General features: G+C 64.3%; 22 protein-coding genes and 1 riboswitch. Of the genes, 17 read left to right on the top strand and 5 right to left on the bottom strand.

Features of this window, described 5'->3' with window-relative positions:
- Positions 1-126: 126 nt before the first annotated feature.
- On the top strand, positions 127-663 hold the full coding sequence (locus tag TO66_RS23190; protein WP_044464457.1) for a C40 family peptidase: 537 nt from the start codon (positions 127-129) through the stop codon (positions 661-663).
- A 61-nt stretch (positions 664-724) separates the two neighbouring features.
- On the opposite strand, the gene TO66_RS23185 is transcribed toward TO66_RS23190, so the two are convergent.
- Together TO66_RS23185 and TO66_RS23180 are read right to left on the bottom strand one after the other, a co-directional pair.
- Positions 725-2053, bottom strand: a complete 1329-nt coding sequence (locus TO66_RS23185) for a sorbosone dehydrogenase family protein (RefSeq protein WP_044464456.1) — start codon at positions 2051-2053, stop codon at positions 725-727.
- A 72-nt stretch (positions 2054-2125) separates the two neighbouring features.
- Positions 2126-2707, bottom strand: coding sequence for a hypothetical protein (locus TO66_RS23180; protein ID WP_044464455.1), 582 nt, complete (start codon positions 2705-2707; stop codon positions 2126-2128).
- Positions 2708-2877: 170 nt separating this feature from the next.
- A riboswitch (cobalamin riboswitch) is annotated at positions 2878-3113 on the top strand.
- A 79-nt stretch (positions 3114-3192) separates the two neighbouring features.
- Between TO66_RS23180 and cobO the strand changes: the two genes are divergently transcribed.
- The 14 genes from cobO to TO66_RS23115 all read left to right on the top strand — a co-directional run bounded on the left by cobO (position 3193) and on the right by TO66_RS23115 (position 14514).
- Positions 3193-3804: a cob(I)yrinic acid a,c-diamide adenosyltransferase gene (cobO, locus tag TO66_RS23175; protein ID WP_044464454.1), complete on the top strand. Its 612-nt coding sequence runs from the start codon at positions 3193-3195 to the stop codon at positions 3802-3804.
- The gene (locus TO66_RS23170) at positions 3801-5114 is read left to right on the top strand and encodes a cobyrinate a,c-diamide synthase (protein WP_044464453.1); all 1314 of its coding nucleotides are present in this window, start codon (positions 3801-3803) and stop codon (positions 5112-5114) included. Before cobO ends, TO66_RS23170 begins: the two co-directional genes overlap by 4 nt.
- A complete protein-coding gene (bluB, locus tag TO66_RS23165; protein WP_044464452.1) occupies positions 5111-5761 on the top strand; it encodes a 5,6-dimethylbenzimidazole synthase in 651 nt (216 codons plus the stop codon). Before TO66_RS23170 ends, bluB begins: the two co-directional genes overlap by 4 nt.
- On the top strand, positions 5758-6666 hold the full coding sequence (gene cbiB, locus TO66_RS23160) for an adenosylcobinamide-phosphate synthase CbiB (protein ID WP_044464451.1): 909 nt from the start codon (positions 5758-5760) through the stop codon (positions 6664-6666). Before bluB ends, cbiB begins: the two co-directional genes overlap by 4 nt.
- Entirely contained in the window at positions 6659-7651 is a 993-nt protein-coding gene (cobD, locus tag TO66_RS23155) for a threonine-phosphate decarboxylase CobD (RefSeq protein WP_044464450.1), read from the top strand. The genes cbiB and cobD overlap by 8 nt, the downstream gene beginning before the upstream one ends.
- Positions 7648-9099, top strand: coding sequence for a cobyric acid synthase (locus TO66_RS23150; protein ID WP_044464449.1), 1452 nt, complete (start codon positions 7648-7650; stop codon positions 9097-9099). Before cobD ends, TO66_RS23150 begins: the two co-directional genes overlap by 4 nt.
- Positions 9100-9151: 52 nt before the next feature.
- A complete protein-coding gene (cobU, locus tag TO66_RS23145) occupies positions 9152-9673 on the top strand; it encodes a bifunctional adenosylcobinamide kinase/adenosylcobinamide-phosphate guanylyltransferase (RefSeq protein WP_044464448.1) in 522 nt (173 codons plus the stop codon).
- Positions 9670-10725, top strand: coding sequence for a nicotinate-nucleotide--dimethylbenzimidazole phosphoribosyltransferase (cobT, locus tag TO66_RS23140; protein ID WP_044464447.1), 1056 nt, complete (start codon positions 9670-9672; stop codon positions 10723-10725). Before cobU ends, cobT begins: the two co-directional genes overlap by 4 nt.
- Positions 10722-11297, top strand: a complete 576-nt coding sequence (gene cobC, locus TO66_RS23135; RefSeq protein WP_044464446.1) for an alpha-ribazole phosphatase family protein — start codon at positions 10722-10724, stop codon at positions 11295-11297. Before cobT ends, cobC begins: the two co-directional genes overlap by 4 nt.
- Before the next feature lie 2 nt (positions 11298-11299).
- Positions 11300-12031, top strand: a complete 732-nt coding sequence (locus TO66_RS23130; protein WP_044464445.1) for an adenosylcobinamide-GDP ribazoletransferase — start codon at positions 11300-11302, stop codon at positions 12029-12031.
- 83 nt (positions 12032-12114) lie between these two features.
- Positions 12115-12519, top strand: coding sequence for a MarR family winged helix-turn-helix transcriptional regulator (locus TO66_RS23125; RefSeq protein ID WP_044464444.1), 405 nt, complete (start codon positions 12115-12117; stop codon positions 12517-12519).
- 52 nt (positions 12520-12571) lie between these two features.
- Entirely contained in the window at positions 12572-13774 is a 1203-nt protein-coding gene (locus TO66_RS23120) for an MFS transporter (RefSeq protein WP_044464443.1), read from the top strand.
- Positions 13771-13893: a hypothetical protein gene (locus TO66_RS34020; protein ID WP_256241173.1), complete on the top strand. Its 123-nt coding sequence runs from the start codon at positions 13771-13773 to the stop codon at positions 13891-13893. Before TO66_RS23120 ends, TO66_RS34020 begins: the two co-directional genes overlap by 4 nt.
- A gap of 69 nt (positions 13894-13962) precedes the next feature.
- Positions 13963-14514 (top strand): glutathione peroxidase, encoded by a 552-nt coding sequence (locus TO66_RS23115; RefSeq protein ID WP_044464442.1) that lies wholly within the window; start codon positions 13963-13965, stop codon positions 14512-14514.
- Positions 14515-14584: 70 nt separating this feature from the next.
- On the opposite strand, the gene TO66_RS23110 is transcribed toward TO66_RS23115, so the two are convergent.
- From TO66_RS23110 to TO66_RS23100, 3 genes are all read right to left on the bottom strand, one after another.
- A complete protein-coding gene (locus TO66_RS23110; RefSeq protein ID WP_044464441.1) occupies positions 14585-15868 on the bottom strand; it encodes an OmpP1/FadL family transporter in 1284 nt (427 codons plus the stop codon).
- Between the two features lie 145 nt (positions 15869-16013).
- Positions 16014-16496, bottom strand: coding sequence for a hypothetical protein (locus TO66_RS23105; RefSeq protein ID WP_044464440.1), 483 nt, complete (start codon positions 16494-16496; stop codon positions 16014-16016).
- Between the two features lie 272 nt (positions 16497-16768).
- A complete protein-coding gene (locus TO66_RS23100; protein WP_007927809.1) occupies positions 16769-16993 on the bottom strand; it encodes a hypothetical protein in 225 nt (74 codons plus the stop codon).
- An 896-nt stretch (positions 16994-17889) separates the two neighbouring features.
- On the opposite strand from TO66_RS23100, the gene TO66_RS23095 reads away from it, so the two are divergent.
- Together TO66_RS23095 and rmuC are read left to right on the top strand one after the other, a co-directional pair.
- On the top strand, positions 17890-18213 hold the full coding sequence (locus TO66_RS23095) for a hypothetical protein (RefSeq protein ID WP_044464439.1): 324 nt from the start codon (positions 17890-17892) through the stop codon (positions 18211-18213).
- A gap of 175 nt (positions 18214-18388) precedes the next feature.
- On the top strand, positions 18389-19756 hold the full coding sequence (gene rmuC / locus TO66_RS23090) for a DNA recombination protein RmuC (protein WP_171820109.1): 1368 nt from the start codon (positions 18389-18391) through the stop codon (positions 19754-19756).
- The last annotated feature ends 8 nt before the right edge of the window (positions 19757-19764 follow it).

Genomic DNA, 19764 nt, shown 5'->3' with positions numbered 1-19764 from the left:
GTTTGGCGCGTAGACGCTAGAATTCTGATCTATTGTTGAAAACTAACCGCGTAAGCCCTGCTTACGCGGTTTTGTTTTCGGCCTCACGGCAGAGAAAGCCGCATCCAGATCAGGATTGTTCTGCATATGTCGACGTCGGCCCGCCTTGCATTGATCGCTCTCGCCGCGCTGCTCAGCGCGTGCGCCAGTCGTACCCCGCCTCCCGCGCCCGTGGTACGTGCTCCCGTTTTCAATACCCCCCAGGCCACCTTCTCGCCAGCTGCCGAAGACGTACTGTTTCGCGCCCTGGGGCTAGTGGGTACGCCTTATCGCTGGGGCGGCAACACGCCGGATTCCGGATTCGATTGCAGCGGCCTGATCGGTTATGTCTACCGCGATGCGGCCGGTATCTCGCTGCCTCGCTCCACGCGCGAAATGATTGGCATGCGAGCACCGGATGTGGGCAAGAACGCTTTGCAGACCGGCGACCTGATTTTTTTTGCCACCAATGGCGGCTCCCAGGTCAGCCATGCCGGCATTTATGTCGGCGAGGGCCGCTTCGTGCATGCGCCGGCCACTGGCGGCACGGTGAAGCTGGACAGCCTGTCCAAGGCCTATTGGCAAAAAGCCTACCTGAGCGCCAAGCGCGTGCTGCAGCCAGAGCATCTGGCGCACAACCCTTAGCTTCCCCCTCGCGTCGAGGTTGCGATGACTGCGCGTCACCTCAACCTCGACGACGCTTTCCTTACTGAGCCTGCGGTTTGTCCGCCGCCGACACGCGCCAGACCTTGTTGCCGACGTCGTCGGCCACCAGCAGATCCCCTTGCTTGTCGATCACGACGCCGACCGGACGGCCCATGGCTTTTTCGTCCGCGCTCAGAAAGCCTGTCAGCACGTCCACGGGTTGACCTGTCGGCTTGCCATTGGCGAAGGGCACGAAAATCACCTTGTAGCCGCTGTGGGGCTTGCGATTCCAGGAGCCGTGCTGACCGATGAACGCACCCTGGGTGAAAGGCGCCGGCAGCTTGCTGCCTTCGGCGAATGCCAGGCCCAGGGACGCGGTATGCGGACCGACGGCGTAGTCCGGGGCGATGGCCTTGGCCACCAGTTCCGGATTCTGCGGTGTGACGCGCACGTCCACATGCTGGCCGTAATAGCTGAAGGGCCAGCCATAGAAGGCGCCGTCCTTGACCGAAGTGATGTAGTCCGGCACCAGGTCGCTGCCGATTTCGTCGCGCTCGTTGACTGCGGTCCATAGCTGCCCGCTTTGCGGTTCCCAGGCCATGCCGTTGGGGTTGCGCAGACCGGAGGCGAAAATCCGCTGCTGGCCGGTGGCCCGATCGACTTCCCAGATCGCCGCGCGGCCTTCTTCCTGGTCCAGCCCGTTCTCGCCGACGTTGCTGTTGGAGCCGACGGTGACGTACAGCTTGCTGCCGTCCTGGCTGGCAATCACGTTTTTGGTCCAGTGATGGTTCAGCGTGCCGCCGGGCAGGTCCACCACTTTGGTCGGTTGGGCGCTGATCCGGGTATCCCCCTCCTGATAAGGGAAGCGCAGCAGCCGATCGGTGTCGGCGACGTACAGGTCGTTGCCCACGAGCGCCATGCCGAATGGGGAGTTGAGGTTGTCCAGGAACACCGTGCGGGTTTCCGCCACGCCGTCATGGTCCTTGTCGCGCAGCAGGGTGATGCGGTTCGGGCTGGGTACGCCGGCCCCGGCGCGGCCCATGACCTTGCCCATCACCCAGCCGCGGATGCCCTTGCTGTCATCGGGCTTGGGCGGAGCGTTGGTCTCGGCGACCAGCACGTCGCCGTTGGGCAGCACATACAGCCAGCGCGGATGGTCCAGGCCCTCGGCGAAGGCCGCCACCTGGGTGCCGGCGGCGGCCACCGGCTTGGCGCCTTGCGGCCAGCCGATCGCCGGGGCGATGTTCACGGTCGGGATCAGGGTCTTGTTCGGCTCGGGCAGTTTCGGCGAGGGCCCGGTGCCATCGGAGACTTGGAGGCTGGAGCTTTCGCCGCAGGCGGCGAGGCCTGCGGCGGCGGTGATGAGAATGGCGTAGCGTAACTTGAACATGCTGACTTCCCTATGAATGCACGATGTCGGTGTAGTCATAGAGAAGCACAGGCCGGTGATGGTTCAACCGTGTCAGTGAGCTTCCTTGAACAGTACGGCAATGCCCGGGTGGTAGTTGCCGGTGTCGTTGCGCAATTTGCGATAGGCGTAGGGGAAGTACCAGGCCACGGCGCAGCAGTGTTCCTTTTGCAGATCGTCGACCATGTCCTGCAGTTCTTCCGGGGTGGCGCTGTGCTGGGTCTTCTGCGGCGTGACGAACAGGCAGCCGAGCCTCAGGTCGCTGGGGTAGCTGGCTTTTTTCGCATCGCTGGCGGCATCCAGCAACGGTTGGGTCAGGTGCAGGCTGTTGACTCGGGGCCAGCGCTGGGTGGCCTGGATATAGACGCGCTCTTCCTGAGTGGCGATGTAGAGGTCGGTGCGCCCGTTGCGGTTGCCTTCTTCGAGCTGCTTTTTGCTCGGGGTATGTTCCAGCGTGACCATTTCCGCCATCCAGGCCGCGGAGGAGAGCAGTCCCAGGTTGGCTTTTTCGTCGAACCAGTACGGGCTTTCGTTATCGCCACGTACGGAGTTGTAGCGGTCGATGCAATCGAACCAGCGTTCCAGGGCAGGGCGCAGGAATTCCAGTTTCGGATTGCTGATGATCATGCCTTGCATCGGACTTTTCCTATTATTGTTGAGATTTTGGAGTTTTTTGAAGCGAATATGGCTATTTGATATCACTGCCTTGAGTGTGGCACAAGATTCGCGTCGCGTTTGCCATCTGCAGTCATTCGCCGATTCGCCAGGCCCTGGCTTTCATTGACGCTCCACCCCCAACCCTCTAACCTTCGCGACTTGTTTCAGGTGCTCTGTGGCCGTGGGTCGACAGAGTGAAACAGGGAAGCCGGTGAGTCCCCGTGCCGATAGGCGCACATGACGATTCCGGCGCTGCCCCCGCAACGGTAAATGAGTCAAGACTGCGCTCGATGCCACTGTGTCGATGGTCGACATGGGAAGGCGCGCAGTTGGGCATCCACGCCACTCACAAGCCCGGAGACCGGCCTGATCCATCCAACGGCATCACGGTGGGCGATGCCAGGCTTGCGCCGTCTATTCCTATGCCTGCCCCCCGTTATCCAGCCCCAACGGAGAGCTGCCCCATGACTGAGTCCCCCGATCGTGACGAACGCCATCTGGCGCGCATGCAACGCAAAAAAGCCGTGATCGACGAACGCATCGCCAATTCGCCGAACGAGTGCGGGCTGTTGCTGGTGCTGACCGGCAACGGCAAGGGCAAGAGCAGCTCGGCCTTCGGCATGCTCGCGCGGGCCATGGGCCACGGTATGCAATGTGGCGTGGTGCAGTTCATCAAGGGCCGCAACAGCACGGGCGAGGAGCTGTTTTTCCGGCGTTTCCCGGAGCAGGTGCGTTTCCATGTGATGGGCGAAGGCTTCACCTGGGAAACCCAGGACCGCCAGCGCGACATCGCCGCGGCCGAAGCGGCCTGGGCGGTTTCCCGGGAGCTGCTGCGTGACCCGGGAATCGGCCTGGTGGTGCTCGATGAGCTGAACATTGCCCTCAAGCACGGTTATCTCGACCTGGACCAGGTGCTCGGCGATCTTCAGGCCCGCCCGCCCATGCAGCATGTGGTGGTGACTGGTCGCGGCGCCCAGCCGCAGATGATCGAACTGGCCGACACCGTCACCGAGATGGGCATGGTCAAGCACGCCTTCCAGGCCGGGATCAAGGCTCAGAAGGGCGTCGAACTGTGAGGGATGCCCGTCATTGCCCCGCGGTACTGATTGCCGCGCCGGCTTCCGGCCAGGGCAAGACCACCGTGACCGCCGCGCTCGCCCGCCTGCATCGCAACCAGGGGCGCAAGGTGCGGGTCTTCAAGTGCGGACCGGACTTTCTCGACCCGATGATCCTCGAGCGCGCCAGCGGCGCCCCGGTGTACCAGCTGGACATGTGGATGGTCGGCGAGCAGGAGAGCCGGCGCCTGCTGTGGGAAGCCGCGGGCGAGGCGGACCTGATCCTGATCGAAGGCGTGATGGGGCTGTTCGACGGTACGCCGTCCAGCGCCGACCTGGCGCGGCATTTCGGGGTGCCGGTGCTGGCGGTGATCGACGGCACGGCGATGGCCCAGACCTTCGGTGCCCTGGCGCTGGGGCTGGCGCGTTATCAGCCGGACCTGCCGTTCGCCGGCGTGCTGGCCAACCGGGTCGGCACGCTGCGTCATGCGCAGTTGCTCGAAGGTAGCCTGACCGAAGGCCTGCGCTGGTACGGCGCCTTGTCGCGGGAAACCGGGATCGAACTGCCCAGTCGTCACCTGGGGTTGGTGCAGGCCAGTGAACTCAACGACCTGGACCTGCGCCTCGACGCGGCCGCCGCGGCCCTGGCCGACAGTTGCCAGGTGGCCCTGCCGCCGGCCGTCGAGTTCGCCGCACCGCCGGTGCCTGTCGTCGAGCCATTGCTGGCCGGCGTGCGCATTGCCGTGGCCCGCGACGAAGCCTTTGCCTTTACCTATGGTGCGAGCCTCGATCTGTTGCGCGCGATGGGCGCCGAGTTGCGTTTTTTCTCGCCGCTCCATGACGCCATGCTGCCCGAGGCGGACAGCCTGTACCTGCCGGGCGGTTACCCGGAACTGCATCACCGGGCGTTGGCGGCGAATGGCTCGATGCTCAGCGCGATCCGCGCGCACCATGCCGCGGGCAAGCCCTTGCTCGCCGAGTGCGGCGGCATGTTGTACCTGCTGGATTCGCTGACCGACGTCGAGGGCGAACGCGCCGTGCTGCTGGGCCTGCTGCCCGGCGACGCGGTGATGCAAAAGCGCCTGGCGGCCCTGGCGTTGCAGGCGGTGGCGTTGCCGGAAGGCGCGCTGCGCGGCCACACCTACCATCATTCGTTGACCAGCACCGAGCTGGTGCCGATCGCCCGAGGCCAGAGCCCGAACGGCGGGCGCGGTGCGGAAGCGGTGTATCGCCAGGGGCGACTGACAGCCTCGTATGTGCATTTCTATTTCCCGTCCAACCCCGGAGCGATCGCGGCGCTGTTGGCGCCTGAAGGTTCGCAGCGTCCATGACCGACAACGCCTTTTCCGCGACCGAGCGTGCAGCGGTCTACCGTGCGATCGCCGAGCGGCGCGACATGCGCCATTTCACCGGGGGCACGGTCGAGCCGCAGGTCCTGCGGCGCCTGCTGGAGGCCGCGCACCAGGCGCCGAGCGTCGGTCTGATGCAGCCCTGGCGTTTCATCCGTATCAGCGACCGCGCGTTGCGTGGGCAGATCCAGCAACTGGTGGAAGAGGAGCGGGTACGCACGGCCGAGGCCCTGGGCGAACGCTCCGACGAATTCATGAAGCTCAAGGTCGAAGGCATCCACGACTGCGCCGAAGTGCTGGTGGCGGCGCTGATGGACGATCGCGAGCGGCATATCTTCGGGCGCCGGACCTTGCCGGAAATGGACCTGGCCTCGCTCTCCTGCGCCATTCAGAACCTGTGGCTGGCGGCTCGTGCCGAAGGGTTGGGCATGGGCTGGGTATCGCTGTTCGAGCCCGTTGCCCTGGGCCGCTTGCTGGGTCTGCCGGCCGGGGCCAAGCCGTTGGCGGTGCTGTGCCTGGGGCCGGTGGACGAGTTTTACCCGGCGCCGATGCTGGTGCTCGAAGGCTGGGCGCGGGAGCGCCCGCTGAACGAATTGCTGTATGAAAACTATTGGGGAGTGAGTCAATGAGCGTGGCGTTGCTGAGTGTCGCCGCGGTAGCGCTGGATGCGTTGCTGGGGGAACCCAAGCGCTGGCACCCGCTGGTGGAGTTCGGCCGTTTCGCCGATCGCATCGAGCAGCGTTTCAACTCCGGCGGCCGCGGCTGGCGCAGCCATGGCGTCACCGCCTGGGTCATCGCGGTGCTGCCGCTGACGTTGCTGGCGACGCTGTTTTCCTGGCTGCCTTATATCGGCTGGCTGTTCGACATCCTGGCGCTGTATTGCGCCCTCGGCCTGCGCAGCCTTGGCGAGCATGTCGAGCCGGTGGCCCGGGCCCTGCGTAGCGATGACCTGGACCAGGCGCGGCAGCGGGTGGGTTACCTGGTCAGCCGCCAGACCAGCGAGTTGGACGCCACCGGCGTCGCCCGTGCCGCGACCGAGTCGGTGCTGGAGAACGGCAGCGACGCGGTGTTCGCCGCCTTGTTCTGGTTTGCCGTGGCCGGCGTGCCGGGCGTGGTGCTCTATCGCCTGAGCAATACCCTGGATGCCATGTGGGGCTATCGTAATGAGCGGTTCGAACGCTTTGGCTGGGCGGCGGCGAAGATCGACGACGTGCTCAATTACATTCCGGCGCGGCTGGTGGCGCTGACTTACGCCGTACTGGGCAAGACCCGCCTGGCCCTGAAATGCTGGCGCCGCCAGGGGCCGACCTGGGACAGCCCCAACGCCGGCCCGGTGATGGCTGCCGGCGCGGGCGCGCTGGGGGTCGAGCTGGGCGGCGCGGCGATCTATCACGGCGAGTTGCACCAGCGCCCAACGTTGGGCGAAGGCCCGCCGGCCGACGCGGCATCGATCGATCGCGGCTGGCGGCTGGTGCAGCATGGGGTCTGGTTGTGGCTGTTGATTCTTTGCCTGGGAGCGCAATTCTATGCTTGAGCACGGTGGCCGCCTGCGCCAGGCGGCTGAACAGTACGGCATTGCCGAGGCCGACTGGCTGGACCTGTCCAGCGGACTGGCGCCTTGGCCGTGGCCGATTCCCGAGATAGGCATGCGCGCCTGGGCCCGTTTGCCGGAAACCGAAGACGGCCTGGAGCAGGCCGCCCGCGACTATTACGGCGCCCCCCATGTATTGCCGGTGCCCGGTTCCCAGGCGGCGATCCAGTTGCTGCCGCGTCTGCGTCGCGCCGGCAAGGTCGGCGTGCTCTCGCCCTGTTATGCCGAGCATGCCGAAGCCTGGCGCCGCAGCGGCTACATCGTGCGCGAAGTGCTGGAACAGGAAGTGGACTTCTTCCTCGACAGCCTGGACGTACTGGTGGTGGTCAATCCGAACAACCCCACGGGCCTGAGCCTGACCCCGGAGCGCCTGCTCGACTGGCATGCGCGTCTGGCGCAGCGCGGTGGCTGGCTGGTGGTCGACGAAGCCTTCATGGACAACACGCCGCAATTGAGCCTGGCGGCCCGGTCCGACCAGGTGGGGCTGATCGTGCTGCGCTCCTTCGGCAAGTTTTTCGGCCTGGCCGGTGTGCGCCTGGGCTTCGTGCTGGCCGAGCGCAAGCTGCTGCGATTGCTGGCCGAGCAGGTCGGGCCCTGGGCCGTCAGCGGGCCGACCCGGGTGCTGGGGCAGGTGTGCCTGCGCGACAGCGAAGGCCATGCACGACAACGGGCGCGCAGTGAAGCGGCAAGCCTGCGTCTGGCGCTGCTGCTCGAGCGTCACGGCCTGAAACCCCAGGGTGGCTGCGCGTTGTTCCAATGGCTGATCACCGAGCGCGCCGAGCAGGTGCATGAGTTCATGGCGCGCCGGGGCATCCTGCTGCGCCTGTTCGCCCATGACAGCAGCCTGCGTTTCGGCCTGCCGGCCGACGAAGCCGACTGGACGCGTCTCGAACAGGCACTCGTCGCCTACGCCAAGGAACACCCATGACCACCCTGATGGTGCAAGGCACCACCTCCGATGCGGGCAAGAGCACTCTGGTGACGGCGCTTTGCCGCTGGCTGACGCGCCAAGGGGGCGGCGTCGTGCCCTTCAAGCCGCAGAACATGGCGCTCAACAGCGCGGTGACCGCCGATGGCGGCGAGATCGGCCGGGCGCAGGCGGTGCAGGCCCAGGCCGCGTACTTGGAACCGCATACCGACATGAACCCGGTACTGCTCAAGCCCAACAGCGACACCGGGGCCCAGGTGATCATTCACGGTCGCGCGGTGACCAGCATGAACGCCGTGGCCTATCACGACTACAAGGCCATCGCCATGCAGGCCGTGCTGGCCTCTCACCGACGCTTGAGCGCGGCCTATCCGGTGGTGATGGTGGAGGGCGCCGGCTCGCCGGCGGAGATCAACCTGCGCGCCGGCGATATCGCCAACATGGGATTTGCCGAGGCGGTGGACTGCCCGGTGATCCTGATCGCCGACATCAATCGCGGCGGGGTGTTCGCCCATCTGGTCGGCACCCTGGAGCTGCTGTCGCCGAGCGAGCAGGAGCGGGTCAAAGGGTTCGTCATCAACCGCTTCCGCGGCGACATCGCGCTGTTGCAGCCAGGCCTCGACTGGCTCGAAACGCGTACCGGCAAGCCGGTGATCGGCGTATTGCCCTACGTGACGGACCTGCACCTGGAAGCCGAGGACGGCATCGACCGGCGCCAGGCCGACAAGGCCGCGCAAGTGCTGAAAGTGCTGGTGCCGGTACTGCCGCGCATCAGCAACCACACCGATTTCGACCCACTGCGCCTGCATCCGCAAGTGGACCTGCAATTCATCGGCCCGGGGCAGGCGATTCCTGCGGCCGACCTGATCATCCTGCCCGGCTCGAAAAGCGTGCGCAGCGACCTGGCGCACCTGCGCGCCCAGGGCTGGGACAGCGCCATCGCCCGGCACCTGCGCTACGGGGGCAAGCTGCTGGGCATCTGTGGCGGTTTACAGATGCTGGGCGAGCGGTTGCACGACCCGCTGGGGCTGGAAGGCGCGCCGGGGTCCAGCGCGGGGCTGGATTTACTCGCCTTCGAGACGGTGCTGGAGCAAGAGAAACAGCTGCGCAATGTTCGCGGACAGCTGTTGCTGGAGCAGGCTGCGGTCAGCGGTTACGAAATTCATGCCGGGGTCACCACGGGGCCTGCGCTGGAGCGGCCCGCGGTGACCCTGGAAGACGGGCGCTGCGACGGTGCGTGCAGCGAGGACGGGCAGATTCTCGCGACCTATCTGCACGGCCTGTTCGAGGCGCCGGCGGCCTGTAGCGCCCTGCTGCGCTGGGCCGGGTTGCGCGAGGTGCAGGAGGTCGACTATCACGCCCTGCGCGAGCGCGACATTGAGCGCCTGGCCGATCTGGTGGAGCAGCATCTGGACACCGGGCGCCTGCGCCAGCTGTGCGGGCTGTGACAATGCCGGCGCCGGCAGCGCGGCGCTTTCCTCACTTCAAGGATTTCCCAGCATGTTGCAACTGATCCTCGGCGGTGCCCGTTCCGGCAAGAGCCGCCTGGCGGAAAAGCTCGCCGGCGAGAGCGGCCTGGCCGTGACCTATATCGCCACCAGCCAGGCGCTCGACGGCGAGATGAGCCAGCGCATCAAGCATCACCGCGAGCGGCGTCCGAGCGACTGGGCGTTGATCGAAGAGCCGCTGGAGCTGGCGCGGGTGCTGCGCGAAACCGCGAGCGCCGAGCGTTGCCTGCTGGTGGATTGCCTGACCCTGTGGCTGACCAACCTGTTGCTGCTGGAGGATGCCGAGCGGCTCGCCCGCGAGCGCGAAGCCTTGCTCGATTGCCTGGCGTCGCTGCCGGGGAACGTCATTTTTGTCAGCAACGAGACCGGAATGGGGGTCGTGCCGCTGGGCGAGCTGACTCGCCGTTATGTCGATGAAGCCGGTTGGCTGCATCAAGCCCTGGCCGAGCGTTGTCAGCGCGTGGTGCTGACCGTGGCCGGCCTGCCCCTGACTTTGAAAGGAACTGCGTTATGAATGACTTCTGGTGGCAACGGCCCTGCAAGGCGCCCGACATCCAAGCGCTGGAGGCGGCACAGGCGCGTCAGCAGCAATTGACCAAGCCCGCCGGCTCGCTGGGGCAACTGGAGCGGCTCGCGGTGCAACTGGCGGGTTTGCAGGGACGGGTCAAGCCCGGCCTGGAGCAGCTGTGGATCGCGATTTTCGCCGGCGACCACGGGGTGGTGGCCGAAGGCGTTTCCGCCTACCCACAGGAAGTCACGGGGCAGATGCTGCTCAACTTCGTCAGCGGCGGCGCGGCTATCAGTGTGCTGGCTCGGCAGTTGGGGGCCCGCCTGGAAGTGGTCGACCTGGGGACTGTGACACCTGGCCTGGACCTGCCCGGGGTGCGCCACCTGAACCTCGGGGCGGGCACCCGGAACTTCGTCGAGGCGCCCGCCATGACCCGGAGCCAGGGCGAACAGGCCCTGCAGGCCGGGCGTGACAGTGTGTTGCGCGCTGTCGCCCAGGGCAGCGAGCTGTTTATCGGCGGCGAAATGGGGATCGGCAACACCACGGCGGCCAGCGCCGTGGCCTGTGCCTTGCTGGACATTCCGGTGACGCATCTCGCCGGGCCGGGAACCGGTCTGGATGCGGCGGGGGTCGAGCACAAGGCGCGAGTGATCGAGCGCGCATTGAGCCTGCACGCGCCTCAGCGCGGCGATGCCTTGCAGACCTTGTTCAACCTTGGCGGTTTCGAGATCGCGGCGTTGGCCGGGGCGTACCTGGCCTGCGCCCAGGAGGGCGTCGCGGTACTGGTGGATGGCTTCATTTGCAGCGTGGCGGCGTTGGTCGCGGTGCGGTTGAATCCCGGATGCCGCCCATGGTTGCTGTTCGGCCATCGCGGGGCCGAGCCGGGGCACCGGTATATCCTGCAGACCCTGGAAGCCGAACCGCTGCTGGAGCTTGGCCTGCGCCTCGGCGAGGGCAGCGGCGCGGCGCTGGCGGTGCCGCTGTTGCGCCTGGCCTGCGACCTGCACGGACAGATGGCGACTTTCGCCGAAGCGGCGGTGGCGGACCGTCCGGCATGACGTTGCGCCTGGACCTGCTGCGTCACGGTGAAACCGAGTTCGGTGGCGGCCTGCGCGGCAGCCTCGACGATGCCTTGACCGATGCCGGCTGGCAGCAGATGCGCGCGGCTGTGGCGGGGCGGGGGCCCTGGGACCGGGTGGTGAGTTCGCCCTTGCAGCGTTGTGCGCGTTTCGCCGAGGAGCTGGGGGCGCGACTGGCGCTGCCGGTGGTGCTGGAAGCGGATCTGCAGGAGCTGCATTTCGGTGCCTGGGAAGGGCAGAGCGCGGCAGCCCTGATGGCCAGCGACGCCGACGCCTTGGGGCGATTCTGGGCCGATCCCTATGCCTTCACCCCGCCCCAGGGAGAGCCGGTGCTGGCGTTTTCCACGCGGGTACTGGGGGCGGTCGAACGCCTTTATCAAAGTTACGCGGGCGAGCGTGTGCTGCTGGTCAGCCATGGTGGGGTGATGCGGCTGCTGCTGGCCCGCGCCCGTGGTTTGCCGCGCGAGCAGTTGCTCAGCGTCGAGGTCGCTCATGGCGGGTTGTTTGCCCTGAGGATCGAGGCGGGGCTGCGGTTGAGCGAAGGAGCCTGAGCGTGTTGCCATTCTGGATCGCCCTGCAATTTCTCAGCAGTTTTCCGGTACGCCTGCCGGGCATGCCGTCGCCCCAGGAGATGGGCCGGTCGCTGTTGTTCTATCCGCTGGTGGGCTTGCTGTTCGGGCTGCTGCTCTGGGGCCTGGACCTGTTGTTGGCCGGGGCGCCGCTGCTGTTGCACGCGGCTTTGTTGCTGACGGTCTGGGTCGTGCTCAGTGGTGCTTTGCACCTGGACGGGCTGGCCGACAGCGCGGATGCCTGGCTGGGCGGCTTCGGCGATCGCGAGCGCACCTTGACGATCATGAAGGACCCGCGCAGCGGGCCGATCGCCGTGGTGACCCTGGGGCTGGTGTTGCTGCTCAAGTTCGCGGCGCTGGTGGCGCTGATAGACCGGCAGGAGGGCAGCGCTCTGTTGCTGGCGCCGCTGATCGGTCGAGGCGCCTTGCTGGGGCTGTTTCTGAGCACGCCTTATGTCCGCGCCGGCGGCCTGGGGCAAGCGTTGGCCGAGCATCTGCCACGACGGGCCGGCAAGCAGGTACTGGGCCTCGCTGCGCTGGTATGCGTGGGGCTCGGCGGCTATGGCGCGCTGTTCGCCTTGCTGCTGGCGGCGCTGCTATTCGCCGGCCTGCGCCAACTGATGATGCGGCGGCTGGGCGGTACCACCGGGGATACCGCGGGTGCCTTGCTGGAGCTGCTGGAAATGGCGGTACTGGTGGGCCTGGCGCTGTTCTAGAAAGAGATGGCCCTGGGTTGTCCCGGGCCTGGGTCTTCTGCAAATTTCTTGCATTCCATTAATCGCGGGTATATACACGCACCATGCTTCCTTCTCAATGTCTGTGCACCAACCTGCGTCGCGCCGCCCGCGGTGTCAGCAGGTTCTACGACGGCGCCCTCGATGGCTTCGGGATCAACGTTGCCCAGTATTCCTTGCTGAGCAATCTGCAGCGCCTGGATCAACCGAGCATTTCCAGCCTGGCGGAAGCCATGGGCCTGGATCGCAGCACTCTGGGCCGCAACCTGCGGGTGCTGGAGGGCGAGGGGCTGGTCCGGCTGGCCGAAGGCGAGGATCAGCGCAACCGTATCGTCCAGTTGACCGAGGAAGGCCGGCTGCGACTGGCGGCGGCCCTGCCGGCGTGGGAGGCGGCGCAACAACGGTTGATCGATCGTCTTGGGGTAGAGAAGCGCGAAACCTTGCTGGCCTTGCTGAACGAACTGGCTTGAGCGCCATTCGTTCGAACATAAGCGGGTATATACCCGTAAAAGGAGAATAACCATGACTTCAATATGGCGTACCAGTGGCTGGGTGCTTCTCGGGAGTGCGCTGATCCTGGCCTTGTCGCTGGGCGTTCGGCATGGCTTCGGACTCTTCCTGCCGCCCATGAGCGCCGAATTCGGCTGGGGGCGAGAAGTCTTCGCCTTCGCCATCGCCTTGCAGAACCTGATCTGGGGTCTGGCCCAGCCCTTTACCGGAGCGCTGGCCGACCGTTTCGGCGCGGCCAGGGTGGTGCTGATCGGCGGCGTGCTGTACGCCTTGGGCTTGCTGTTCATGGGGTTGGCCGACTCGCCGCTGTCGTTGTCGCTGAGCGCCGGATTACTGATCGGCATCGGCCTTTCGGGCACCTCGTTCTCGGTGATTCTGGGCGTGGTGGGACGCGCCGTACCGGCAGAAAAACGCAGCATGGGCATGGGGATCGCGAGCGCCGCCGGCTCGTTCGGGCAGTTCGCCATGTTGCCGGGCACCCTGGGGTTGATCGGTTGGCTCGGCTGGTCCGCGGCGTTGCTGGTGCTGGGGCTGCTGGTGGCGTTGATCGTGCCGCTGGTGAGCATGCTCAAGGACAAGCCGCTGCCCAGCCTGGGGCATGAACAGAGTCTCTCCGAGGCCTTGCGCGAAGCCTGCTCCCACTCCGGATTCTGGCTGCTGGCTTTCGGCTTTTTCGTCTGTGGTTTCCAGGTGGTGTTCATCGGTGTGCACCTGCCGGCCTACCTGGTGGATCAGCATCTGCCGGCCACCGTCGGTACTACGGTGCTGGCCTTGATCGGCCTATTCAATATCTTTGGCACCTACACCGCCGGCTGGCTGGGCGGGCGCATGTCCAAGCCACGCTTGCTGACGGGCCTGTACCTGTTGCGCGCAGTGGTCATCGGCCTGTTCCTGTGGGTGCCGGTGACGCAGTTCAGCGCTTATCTGTTCGGCATGGCGATGGGCTTCCTGTGGCTGTCGACCGTGCCGCTGACCAATGGCACGGTGGCCACCTTGTTCGGTGTCCGTAACCTGTCCATGCTGGGCGGCATCGTGTTTCTGTTCCACCAGTTGGGCTCGTTCCTTGGCGGCTGGCTTGGCGGGGTGGTCTACGATCGAACCGGGAGTTATGACTTGATCTGGCAGGTGGCGATTCTTCTCAGCCTGATGGCCGCGGCGCTCAATTGGCCGGTGCGCGAACGTCCGGTCGCGCGCTTGCAGGCCAGTGCGGCATGAGTGCGTCCGCGCTGCGCTGGCTCGGCCTGCTGGTCGTGCTCGGGCTGCTGGCACTGGCCTGGTGGGGCTGGCACCAGGGTGGCCTGGCCTTGATGCAGCTGGGCATGGGCGCGTGCTAGGAGGCGCTTGCCAGAGCGTCCGTCGGGCAAGTACCTTGGCCTGCCGAGGATATTTTCAAGGAGCTGAATATGTGGATGCGCTGGCTGGCTGTTCCGGCGGTACTCGTGGCGTTTTCCGGTGCCGCGTGGGCGGCTGAATGCCCTGCGCTGTTGCAGGGTTCGCTGCCCAAGCTGCGTGCCAAGGAAACCATCGACCTGTGCCAGCGCTTTGCAGGCAAGCCGTTGGTGGTGGTCAACACGGCCAGCTTTTGCGGCTTCGCTCCGCAGTTCAAGGGGCTCGAGGCGCTCTACCAGCGCTACAAGGATCAGGGGCTGGAAGTGCTGGGCGTGCCGTCCGATGACTTCAAGCAGGAGTCCAAGGATGGCGCGGAAACCGCCAAGGTCTGCTATGTGAACTACGGCGTCACTTTCACCATGACCGAGCCGCAGCCGGTCAGGGGGGCGGATGCGGTCCATCTGTTCAAGATGCTGGCCGAGCAGAGCAGTGCGCCGAAGTGGAATTTCTACAAGTATGTGGTCGATCGCCAGGGCAAGGTGATTGCCAGTTTTTCCAGCGTGACCAAGCCGGACAGTCCTGAGCTGATCGAGGCGGTGGAGAAGGCGCTGGCGTCCGGATCCTGAGCATTGTCCTGCCCCATGAAAAAGCCCGCGCATCCAGGATGCGCGGGCTTTTTTTTCGACAGGCGAGGGCTTAGAAGCGGTAGGTGGCGCCTACGCCGAAACCGTTCGCACTGTTCTCGTACTCGGCGTTATAGGACTGGCCGAGGGCGTTGGTACGGTGAATGTTGACCTTCTCTTCCTTGAGGTAGGAGTAGGCCACATCGATGGTCAAGTCATCGGTTGGACTCCAGCCGGCACCCAGGCTGAAGATGGTCCGGTCACCGGTAGGGATGCGTGGCGAGCGGTCGGTATTGTTGGTCGGCGACTGGTCGAAAGTCAGGCCGGTACGCAGCACCCACTGCTTGTTCAGCTGGTAGGACGTACCGATGGCGTAGGCCCAGGTGTCATGCCAGTTCTGCTCTTCCTTGATCGAGCTGAGGGCGCCCGGGGCCAGAAGACCGCCGGCGCCGGCGGTGACGCCGTCGTTTTGCACGGTGATGTCTTTCAGTCGGCTCCAGCGGGTCCAGGTGGCACCGGCGTAGAGTTTCCAGGCATCGTTGAGTTCCTGGGTCACCGACAGGTCGGCCGATTCAGGCGTGGTGATGTCCAGCGAGGCATCGTAGCGAGCGTCGCGCAGCAGCGCGCCCGGCGTACCGGCGCCCGGGCTGACTTCGGTGTGGCCTTCGAGCTTGTACTTGACCTTCGAGTGGTAGGTCAGGCCGACGCGCGTGGTGTCGGTCGCCTGGACCAGCAGGCCGATGTTGTAGCCATAGCCAATGTCGTCACCCTTGATCTGGACGCGGCCGTCGTTGGGCGACAGCGGGGTGGTCAGCGCGGATTCCAGGGTGCCGGAAATGCGGTTGATCGTCGGGCCGAAACCGATCGATACGCGGTCGTTGAAGGCATAGCTGACAGTAGGCTGGAAAGTGACGACTTTAACTTCGCTCTTGCTGCCGAAGTTGCGGCCCTGGAAGCCGTTTTCGTAGTCGGTGATCAGGCCGAATGGGGCATAGACCCCCATACCGAAGGCCCACTGATCATCGATAGGCTTGACGTAGTAAGCCATTGGCACGGCAGTAAAAGGCACCATGTCGCCTTTGTTGGTACCGCTGCGGCTACCACTGGCATCGTTGATATCGGTGGAGGCATCGATGGCCGCTACACCGCCAGTGACTTGCTGGCGTTTCAGGCGCGACATACCGGCAGGGTTACCAAAAACGGTGCTCGCATCATCGGCGGCAGAGGATCGACCGGCGAAACCAGTACCCATGCCGCTGATGCTTTGTTCGTTCAGGGCAAAGCCACTTGCGAAGAGTTGAGTGGATGCCATGGCAACGGCGAAGCTAAGGCTGGTTTTGAGCATTACTTTTTTCATTATTAGAACTCCTGGTGATCACCGGAGCGAAGATTACCAACATTTCCTGCCCAGCGCTATAGCCTGTATGGCTTGAGTTAGAGCGGTTTTGTAGGACAATCCGACCAGATTCCCGGTGATTTCCAGGATCTTGCAAAAAGCCCGATCAACAAGCGACCTGGTGCAGTGGCGCCACGCAGGTCTGCCAGGCATCGGTGAAGTCCCGCAGGCGTCCTTGCGGCTGGAAGATCTGCCGCCAGATGCGCGCCATGCCGACGAGATCGCCGGCATGGGGGAGCGGGGTGTTTTGCTCTTCGACCAGCAGCCAGGCAATGGCAGTGGCGTAACGCAGGTTGACGGTCAATTCCAGGTGCGGGCCGCTGAGGAACGCGTGCTGGCTGGCCAGTCCGCGAACCAGGCTGGCGCGTTCCGGGTCCAGGGCCAGGTAGTGGTCCCAGAGGGCCTGGTGGCGGAGCTCGGCAATGCGGTAGAGGTCGTGGCCCCGGCGGTCGTGGAGGGCAGAGCCGAGGGCGGATTGGCTGGCGGCGATACCCAGTAGCAGGGATTCCGCGGTACGGCTGTGACTGCCCAGATAGATCAGGGTCGGACGAATCACATAGCGGCACAGTTCGCTGGCGGCGATACCCATAAAGCCCTCGAAACGTGAAGTGGCCGGCTGAGCCTGAGGGGGAGCTTGGCAGCGGTGGGTCGGTCAGGCTCGCCGGAAGCGGATCGTGCCGCTTGAGTTGAAGTGTAGTGTCATATCTTTGCTGTAAAGGCCTGTTTTTAAAATATTTCCAACGTTGCGTTATAACCCTTATATCGGATCGTGCTTTAGCGCCGGCAGCCAAGTCGAAATAACAGGCAATAAAAAAGCCCCGCTGTTCAGGCGAGGCTTCGACGTTTCAACGCTTTGGCATCTCAGGCTGTCAGGGCCTGACGGGTGCGTTCGATCACCGCTTGCAGCGGCTCGGCGCTGGAGTACTGGTCGGGGTACAGGCGTTCGCTATGGCGGGCGATCCCGTGTTCGTTGACCAGGGTGAAGCTGAAGCAGCCCTTGCGAGCGGCCATGATCAGGCAGTTCATTGGGGCAAAAGCGTTGGTGAGGGTGCGGATGGCATCCTGAGTCTGGATTTGAGTAGACATAGTTATTGGGTGTTCCTACAAATGACACGGTTAAGAACCGTGCAACGTTAAAACGTTCCAGTAACGCCGACCACCATTGGTCGAACGAAGAACCCGACTGGAACAAAGCAGCCAGTTGGAAGCGCTTTATCAAGTGCGCGCTAGGGCTGGCAGGTAGGTACTTAGGAGGTCAGGCAGTCACAGCGGGGGTTAAGGTTCTGGGCCCCAGGTGAAGATCCTGATCAATTGCAGGTTGGTTCGGTCAGAGTAAGGGGATCGCGACATCCTTTGCAGTGTGTTCAAAGGGCGTGTCGGCGAAAGCTTTACCTGGAAACCAGCGAGGTGGTCGGTCCCAATGGGATCGGTAAGACTTCTCTTGAGGGAAGGTGAACCGAAGGGGATTTGTTCGACCAGAATTGACTTTCAGCTTGGTACTAACGCTGTGGATGATATCGAATTGAATTGCCTGTTGCAAGTGTGTTAGGCAAAAAGCTCATCTAGCCGCAGCAACGGGCCGTTTGTTACCAGAGTCTTCATTGCGGTTGTCGTTTTCCCGGGAATGGACAAAAAAGGTGCATCGATATAACTGGATCGCGGGTACTTGTGCACAATAGTTGCGCAGCCTGTCACCGACCTGTCACCTCATCCGCGGCGCCCTCCAATGCCTGCGATGAAAATTTAAGTCAATGAAAAACATCGGTTTTTTTTACTGGTGAAAAAATCGTCAGTTTGACTGCGAGCCCCGTCCCGTGGGGCTTTCGGCGACTTGTAGGGCGGTTGTCCACTGAGTTATCCACAGCTTCTGTGGATTGTCCCAAGCGCTTGCTCTAGCACGGGCGTGCCGAGTTTTTTTCGACTTTACGCATGCGAAAAAAGGAGTAGAGTGGCGCGCCTTCCGATCTGCCCTACAGTGCTTTATGAAGTTTCGCTCAGTATCACCTTCTGTTACCTCTTCACCTTCCAGTGTTACCGAATCCAAGCGTTTTTCGTTGCGTGTGGCCATGTGGCTGCTCGACAGTCCGCGCCTGGGCGATAACCGCAACGTCAAGCATTTTGCCGGGCGTCTGCTCAAGCAGCCGGCGCGGGAAGGGGTGGTGGCGGCGCAGAGCCGTCTCGGCCAGTTGATGTGCCGCGAATGCGGCAATGCCCGGGACCGGCGGATCGGCCACGATCTGTTGCGCCAGGCGGCCCGCGCCGGCGACCGCCAGGCCCAGCGTGAGCTTGGCCAGATCGAAGACTGAGCTGTCCAAGCTCCGGTCGCTTGGTTAACCTTCAAGCTTTATTTCCCTGCCTGGAGTGGCTATGGCTATGGACTTGACCGGTGTACTGCTGGGGCTGGCAGGCGCGGCATTGCCCTTGACCGTGCTCGCCTGGCAATTGCAGCGCCGTCTGAGCTCCAGACTAAACGAACTGTCCCTGCTGGAAGAGCGCCTGGCCACGGCGCAGCTGGCGCAGGACGGCTTGAACGCTCAATTGGATGCCTGCCGCGACGAAATCAGCGACCTGGCCCAGGCCAACACTGTGAAGCAGGTCGACCTGGCGGCGGTGCGCCGGGAAGTCGAGTTGCTGCAGATCGAGCGCGACAATGCCCGCGATGCCGCCCATGCCTGGAACCTCGAACGGGCTAATAAGGAAGCCGAGCTGCGACGCCTGGACGCCCAGGTTGCATCGCTCACCGCCGAGCTGCGCGAGCAGCAGGAAAGCCATCAGCAGCGCCTGGACGACCTGCAAGGTTCGCGGGACGAGCTGCGGGCGCAGTTCGCCGAGCTGGCGGGCAAGATCTTCGACGAGCGCGAGCAGCGGTTTGCCGAAAACAGCCAGCAGCGCCTCGGACAATTGCTCGACCCGCTCAAGGAGCGTATCCAGTCCTTCGAGAAGCGGGTCGAGGAAAGTTATCAGGCCGAAGCCCGTGAGCGTTTCTCCCTGGGCAAGGAACTGGAGCGCCTGCAACAGCTGAACCTGCGGTTGAGCGACGAGGCGACCAACCTGACCCGGGCCCTCAAGGGCCAGAAAACCCAAGGCAACTGGGGCGAGCTGATTCTCGAGCGGGTACTGGAGCATGCCGGCTTGGAGAAGGGGCGCGAGTACCAGACCCAGGTCAGCCTCAAGGGCCCTGATGGCGAGCGTTTCCAGCCTGACGTACTGATCATGCTGCCCGGCGACAAACAAGTGGTGGTGGATTCCAAGGTCAGCCTCACGGCCTACCAGCAATGCATCGCCGCGGACGACGAAGCGATCGGCCAGGCGGCGCTGAAGCAGCACGTCCTGTCCTTGCGCAATCACGTCAAGGGCCTGGCCGGCAAGGACTACAAGCGCCTGGAAGGCTTGCACAGCCTGGATTTCGTGCTGCTTTTCGTACCGATCGAAGCGGCCTTTTCCGCCGCCCTGCAGGCTGAACCCAATCTGTTCCAGGAAGCCTTCGACCGCAATATCGTAATCGTCAGCCCGACCACCTTGCTCGCCACCCTGCGGGTGATCGACAGCCTGTGGAAGCAGGAGCGGCAAAGCCAGAACGCTCGGGAAATCGCCGAGCGAGCCGGTTGGCTGTACGACAAGTTCGTGTTGTTCATCCAGGACCTGGACGAAGTCGGCAATCGCCTGCAACAGCTGGACAAGGCCTACAGCGCTGCGCGCAACAAGCTGACCGAAGGGCGCGGCAACCTGGTCAGTCGCAGCGAACAACTGCGCTTGCTCGGTGCGCGAGCCAGCAAGAGCCTGCCGGCGGATCTGCTGGAACGGGCGATGACCGATGCCGACGGCGCCGTGCTCGAACTGCCGGACTGATCGGTGAG

Origin of the sequence: Pseudomonas sp. MRSN 12121 (genome assembly GCF_000931465.1) — a bacterium.
Classification (GTDB): domain Bacteria; phylum Pseudomonadota; class Gammaproteobacteria; order Pseudomonadales; family Pseudomonadaceae; genus Aquipseudomonas.
The sequence above is the reverse complement of the archived record's forward strand: the minus strand, read 5'-3'. Positions and strand labels throughout refer to the sequence as shown.

Bases quoted from the DNA above. Each gene is read 5' to 3' on its own strand.
- TO66_RS23190 (WP_044464457.1), top strand. From the start codon at position 127: ATGTCGACGTCGGCCCGCCTTGCATTGATCGCTCTCGCCGCGCTGCTC.
- TO66_RS23185 (WP_044464456.1), bottom strand. From the start codon at position 2,053: ATGTTCAAGTTACGCTACGCCATTCTCATCACCGCCGCCGCAGGCCTC.
- TO66_RS23180 (WP_044464455.1), bottom strand. From the start codon at position 2,707: ATGCAAGGCATGATCATCAGCAATCCGAAACTGGAATTCCTGCGCCCT.
- cobO (WP_044464454.1), top strand. From the start codon at position 3,193: ATGACTGAGTCCCCCGATCGTGACGAACGCCATCTGGCGCGCATGCAA.
- bluB (WP_044464452.1), top strand. From the start codon at position 5,111: ATGACCGACAACGCCTTTTCCGCGACCGAGCGTGCAGCGGTCTACCGT.
- cbiB (WP_044464451.1), top strand. From the start codon at position 5,758: ATGAGCGTGGCGTTGCTGAGTGTCGCCGCGGTAGCGCTGGATGCGTTG.
- cobD (WP_044464450.1), top strand. From the start codon at position 6,659: ATGCTTGAGCACGGTGGCCGCCTGCGCCAGGCGGCTGAACAGTACGGC.
- TO66_RS23150 (WP_044464449.1), top strand. From the start codon at position 7,648: ATGACCACCCTGATGGTGCAAGGCACCACCTCCGATGCGGGCAAGAGC.
- cobU (WP_044464448.1), top strand. From the start codon at position 9,152: ATGTTGCAACTGATCCTCGGCGGTGCCCGTTCCGGCAAGAGCCGCCTG.
- cobT (WP_044464447.1), top strand. From the start codon at position 9,670: ATGAATGACTTCTGGTGGCAACGGCCCTGCAAGGCGCCCGACATCCAA.
- cobC (WP_044464446.1), top strand. From the start codon at position 10,722: ATGACGTTGCGCCTGGACCTGCTGCGTCACGGTGAAACCGAGTTCGGT.
- TO66_RS23125 (WP_044464444.1), top strand. From the start codon at position 12,115: ATGCTTCCTTCTCAATGTCTGTGCACCAACCTGCGTCGCGCCGCCCGC.
- TO66_RS23120 (WP_044464443.1), top strand. From the start codon at position 12,572: ATGACTTCAATATGGCGTACCAGTGGCTGGGTGCTTCTCGGGAGTGCG.
- TO66_RS34020 (WP_256241173.1), top strand. From the start codon at position 13,771: ATGAGTGCGTCCGCGCTGCGCTGGCTCGGCCTGCTGGTCGTGCTCGGG.
- TO66_RS23115 (WP_044464442.1), top strand. From the start codon at position 13,963: ATGTGGATGCGCTGGCTGGCTGTTCCGGCGGTACTCGTGGCGTTTTCC.
- TO66_RS23110 (WP_044464441.1), bottom strand. From the start codon at position 15,868: ATGAAAAAAGTAATGCTCAAAACCAGCCTTAGCTTCGCCGTTGCCATG.
- TO66_RS23105 (WP_044464440.1), bottom strand. From the start codon at position 16,496: ATGGGTATCGCCGCCAGCGAACTGTGCCGCTATGTGATTCGTCCGACC.
- TO66_RS23100 (WP_007927809.1), bottom strand. From the start codon at position 16,993: ATGTCTACTCAAATCCAGACTCAGGATGCCATCCGCACCCTCACCAAC.
- TO66_RS23095 (WP_044464439.1), top strand. From the start codon at position 17,890: ATGAAGTTTCGCTCAGTATCACCTTCTGTTACCTCTTCACCTTCCAGT.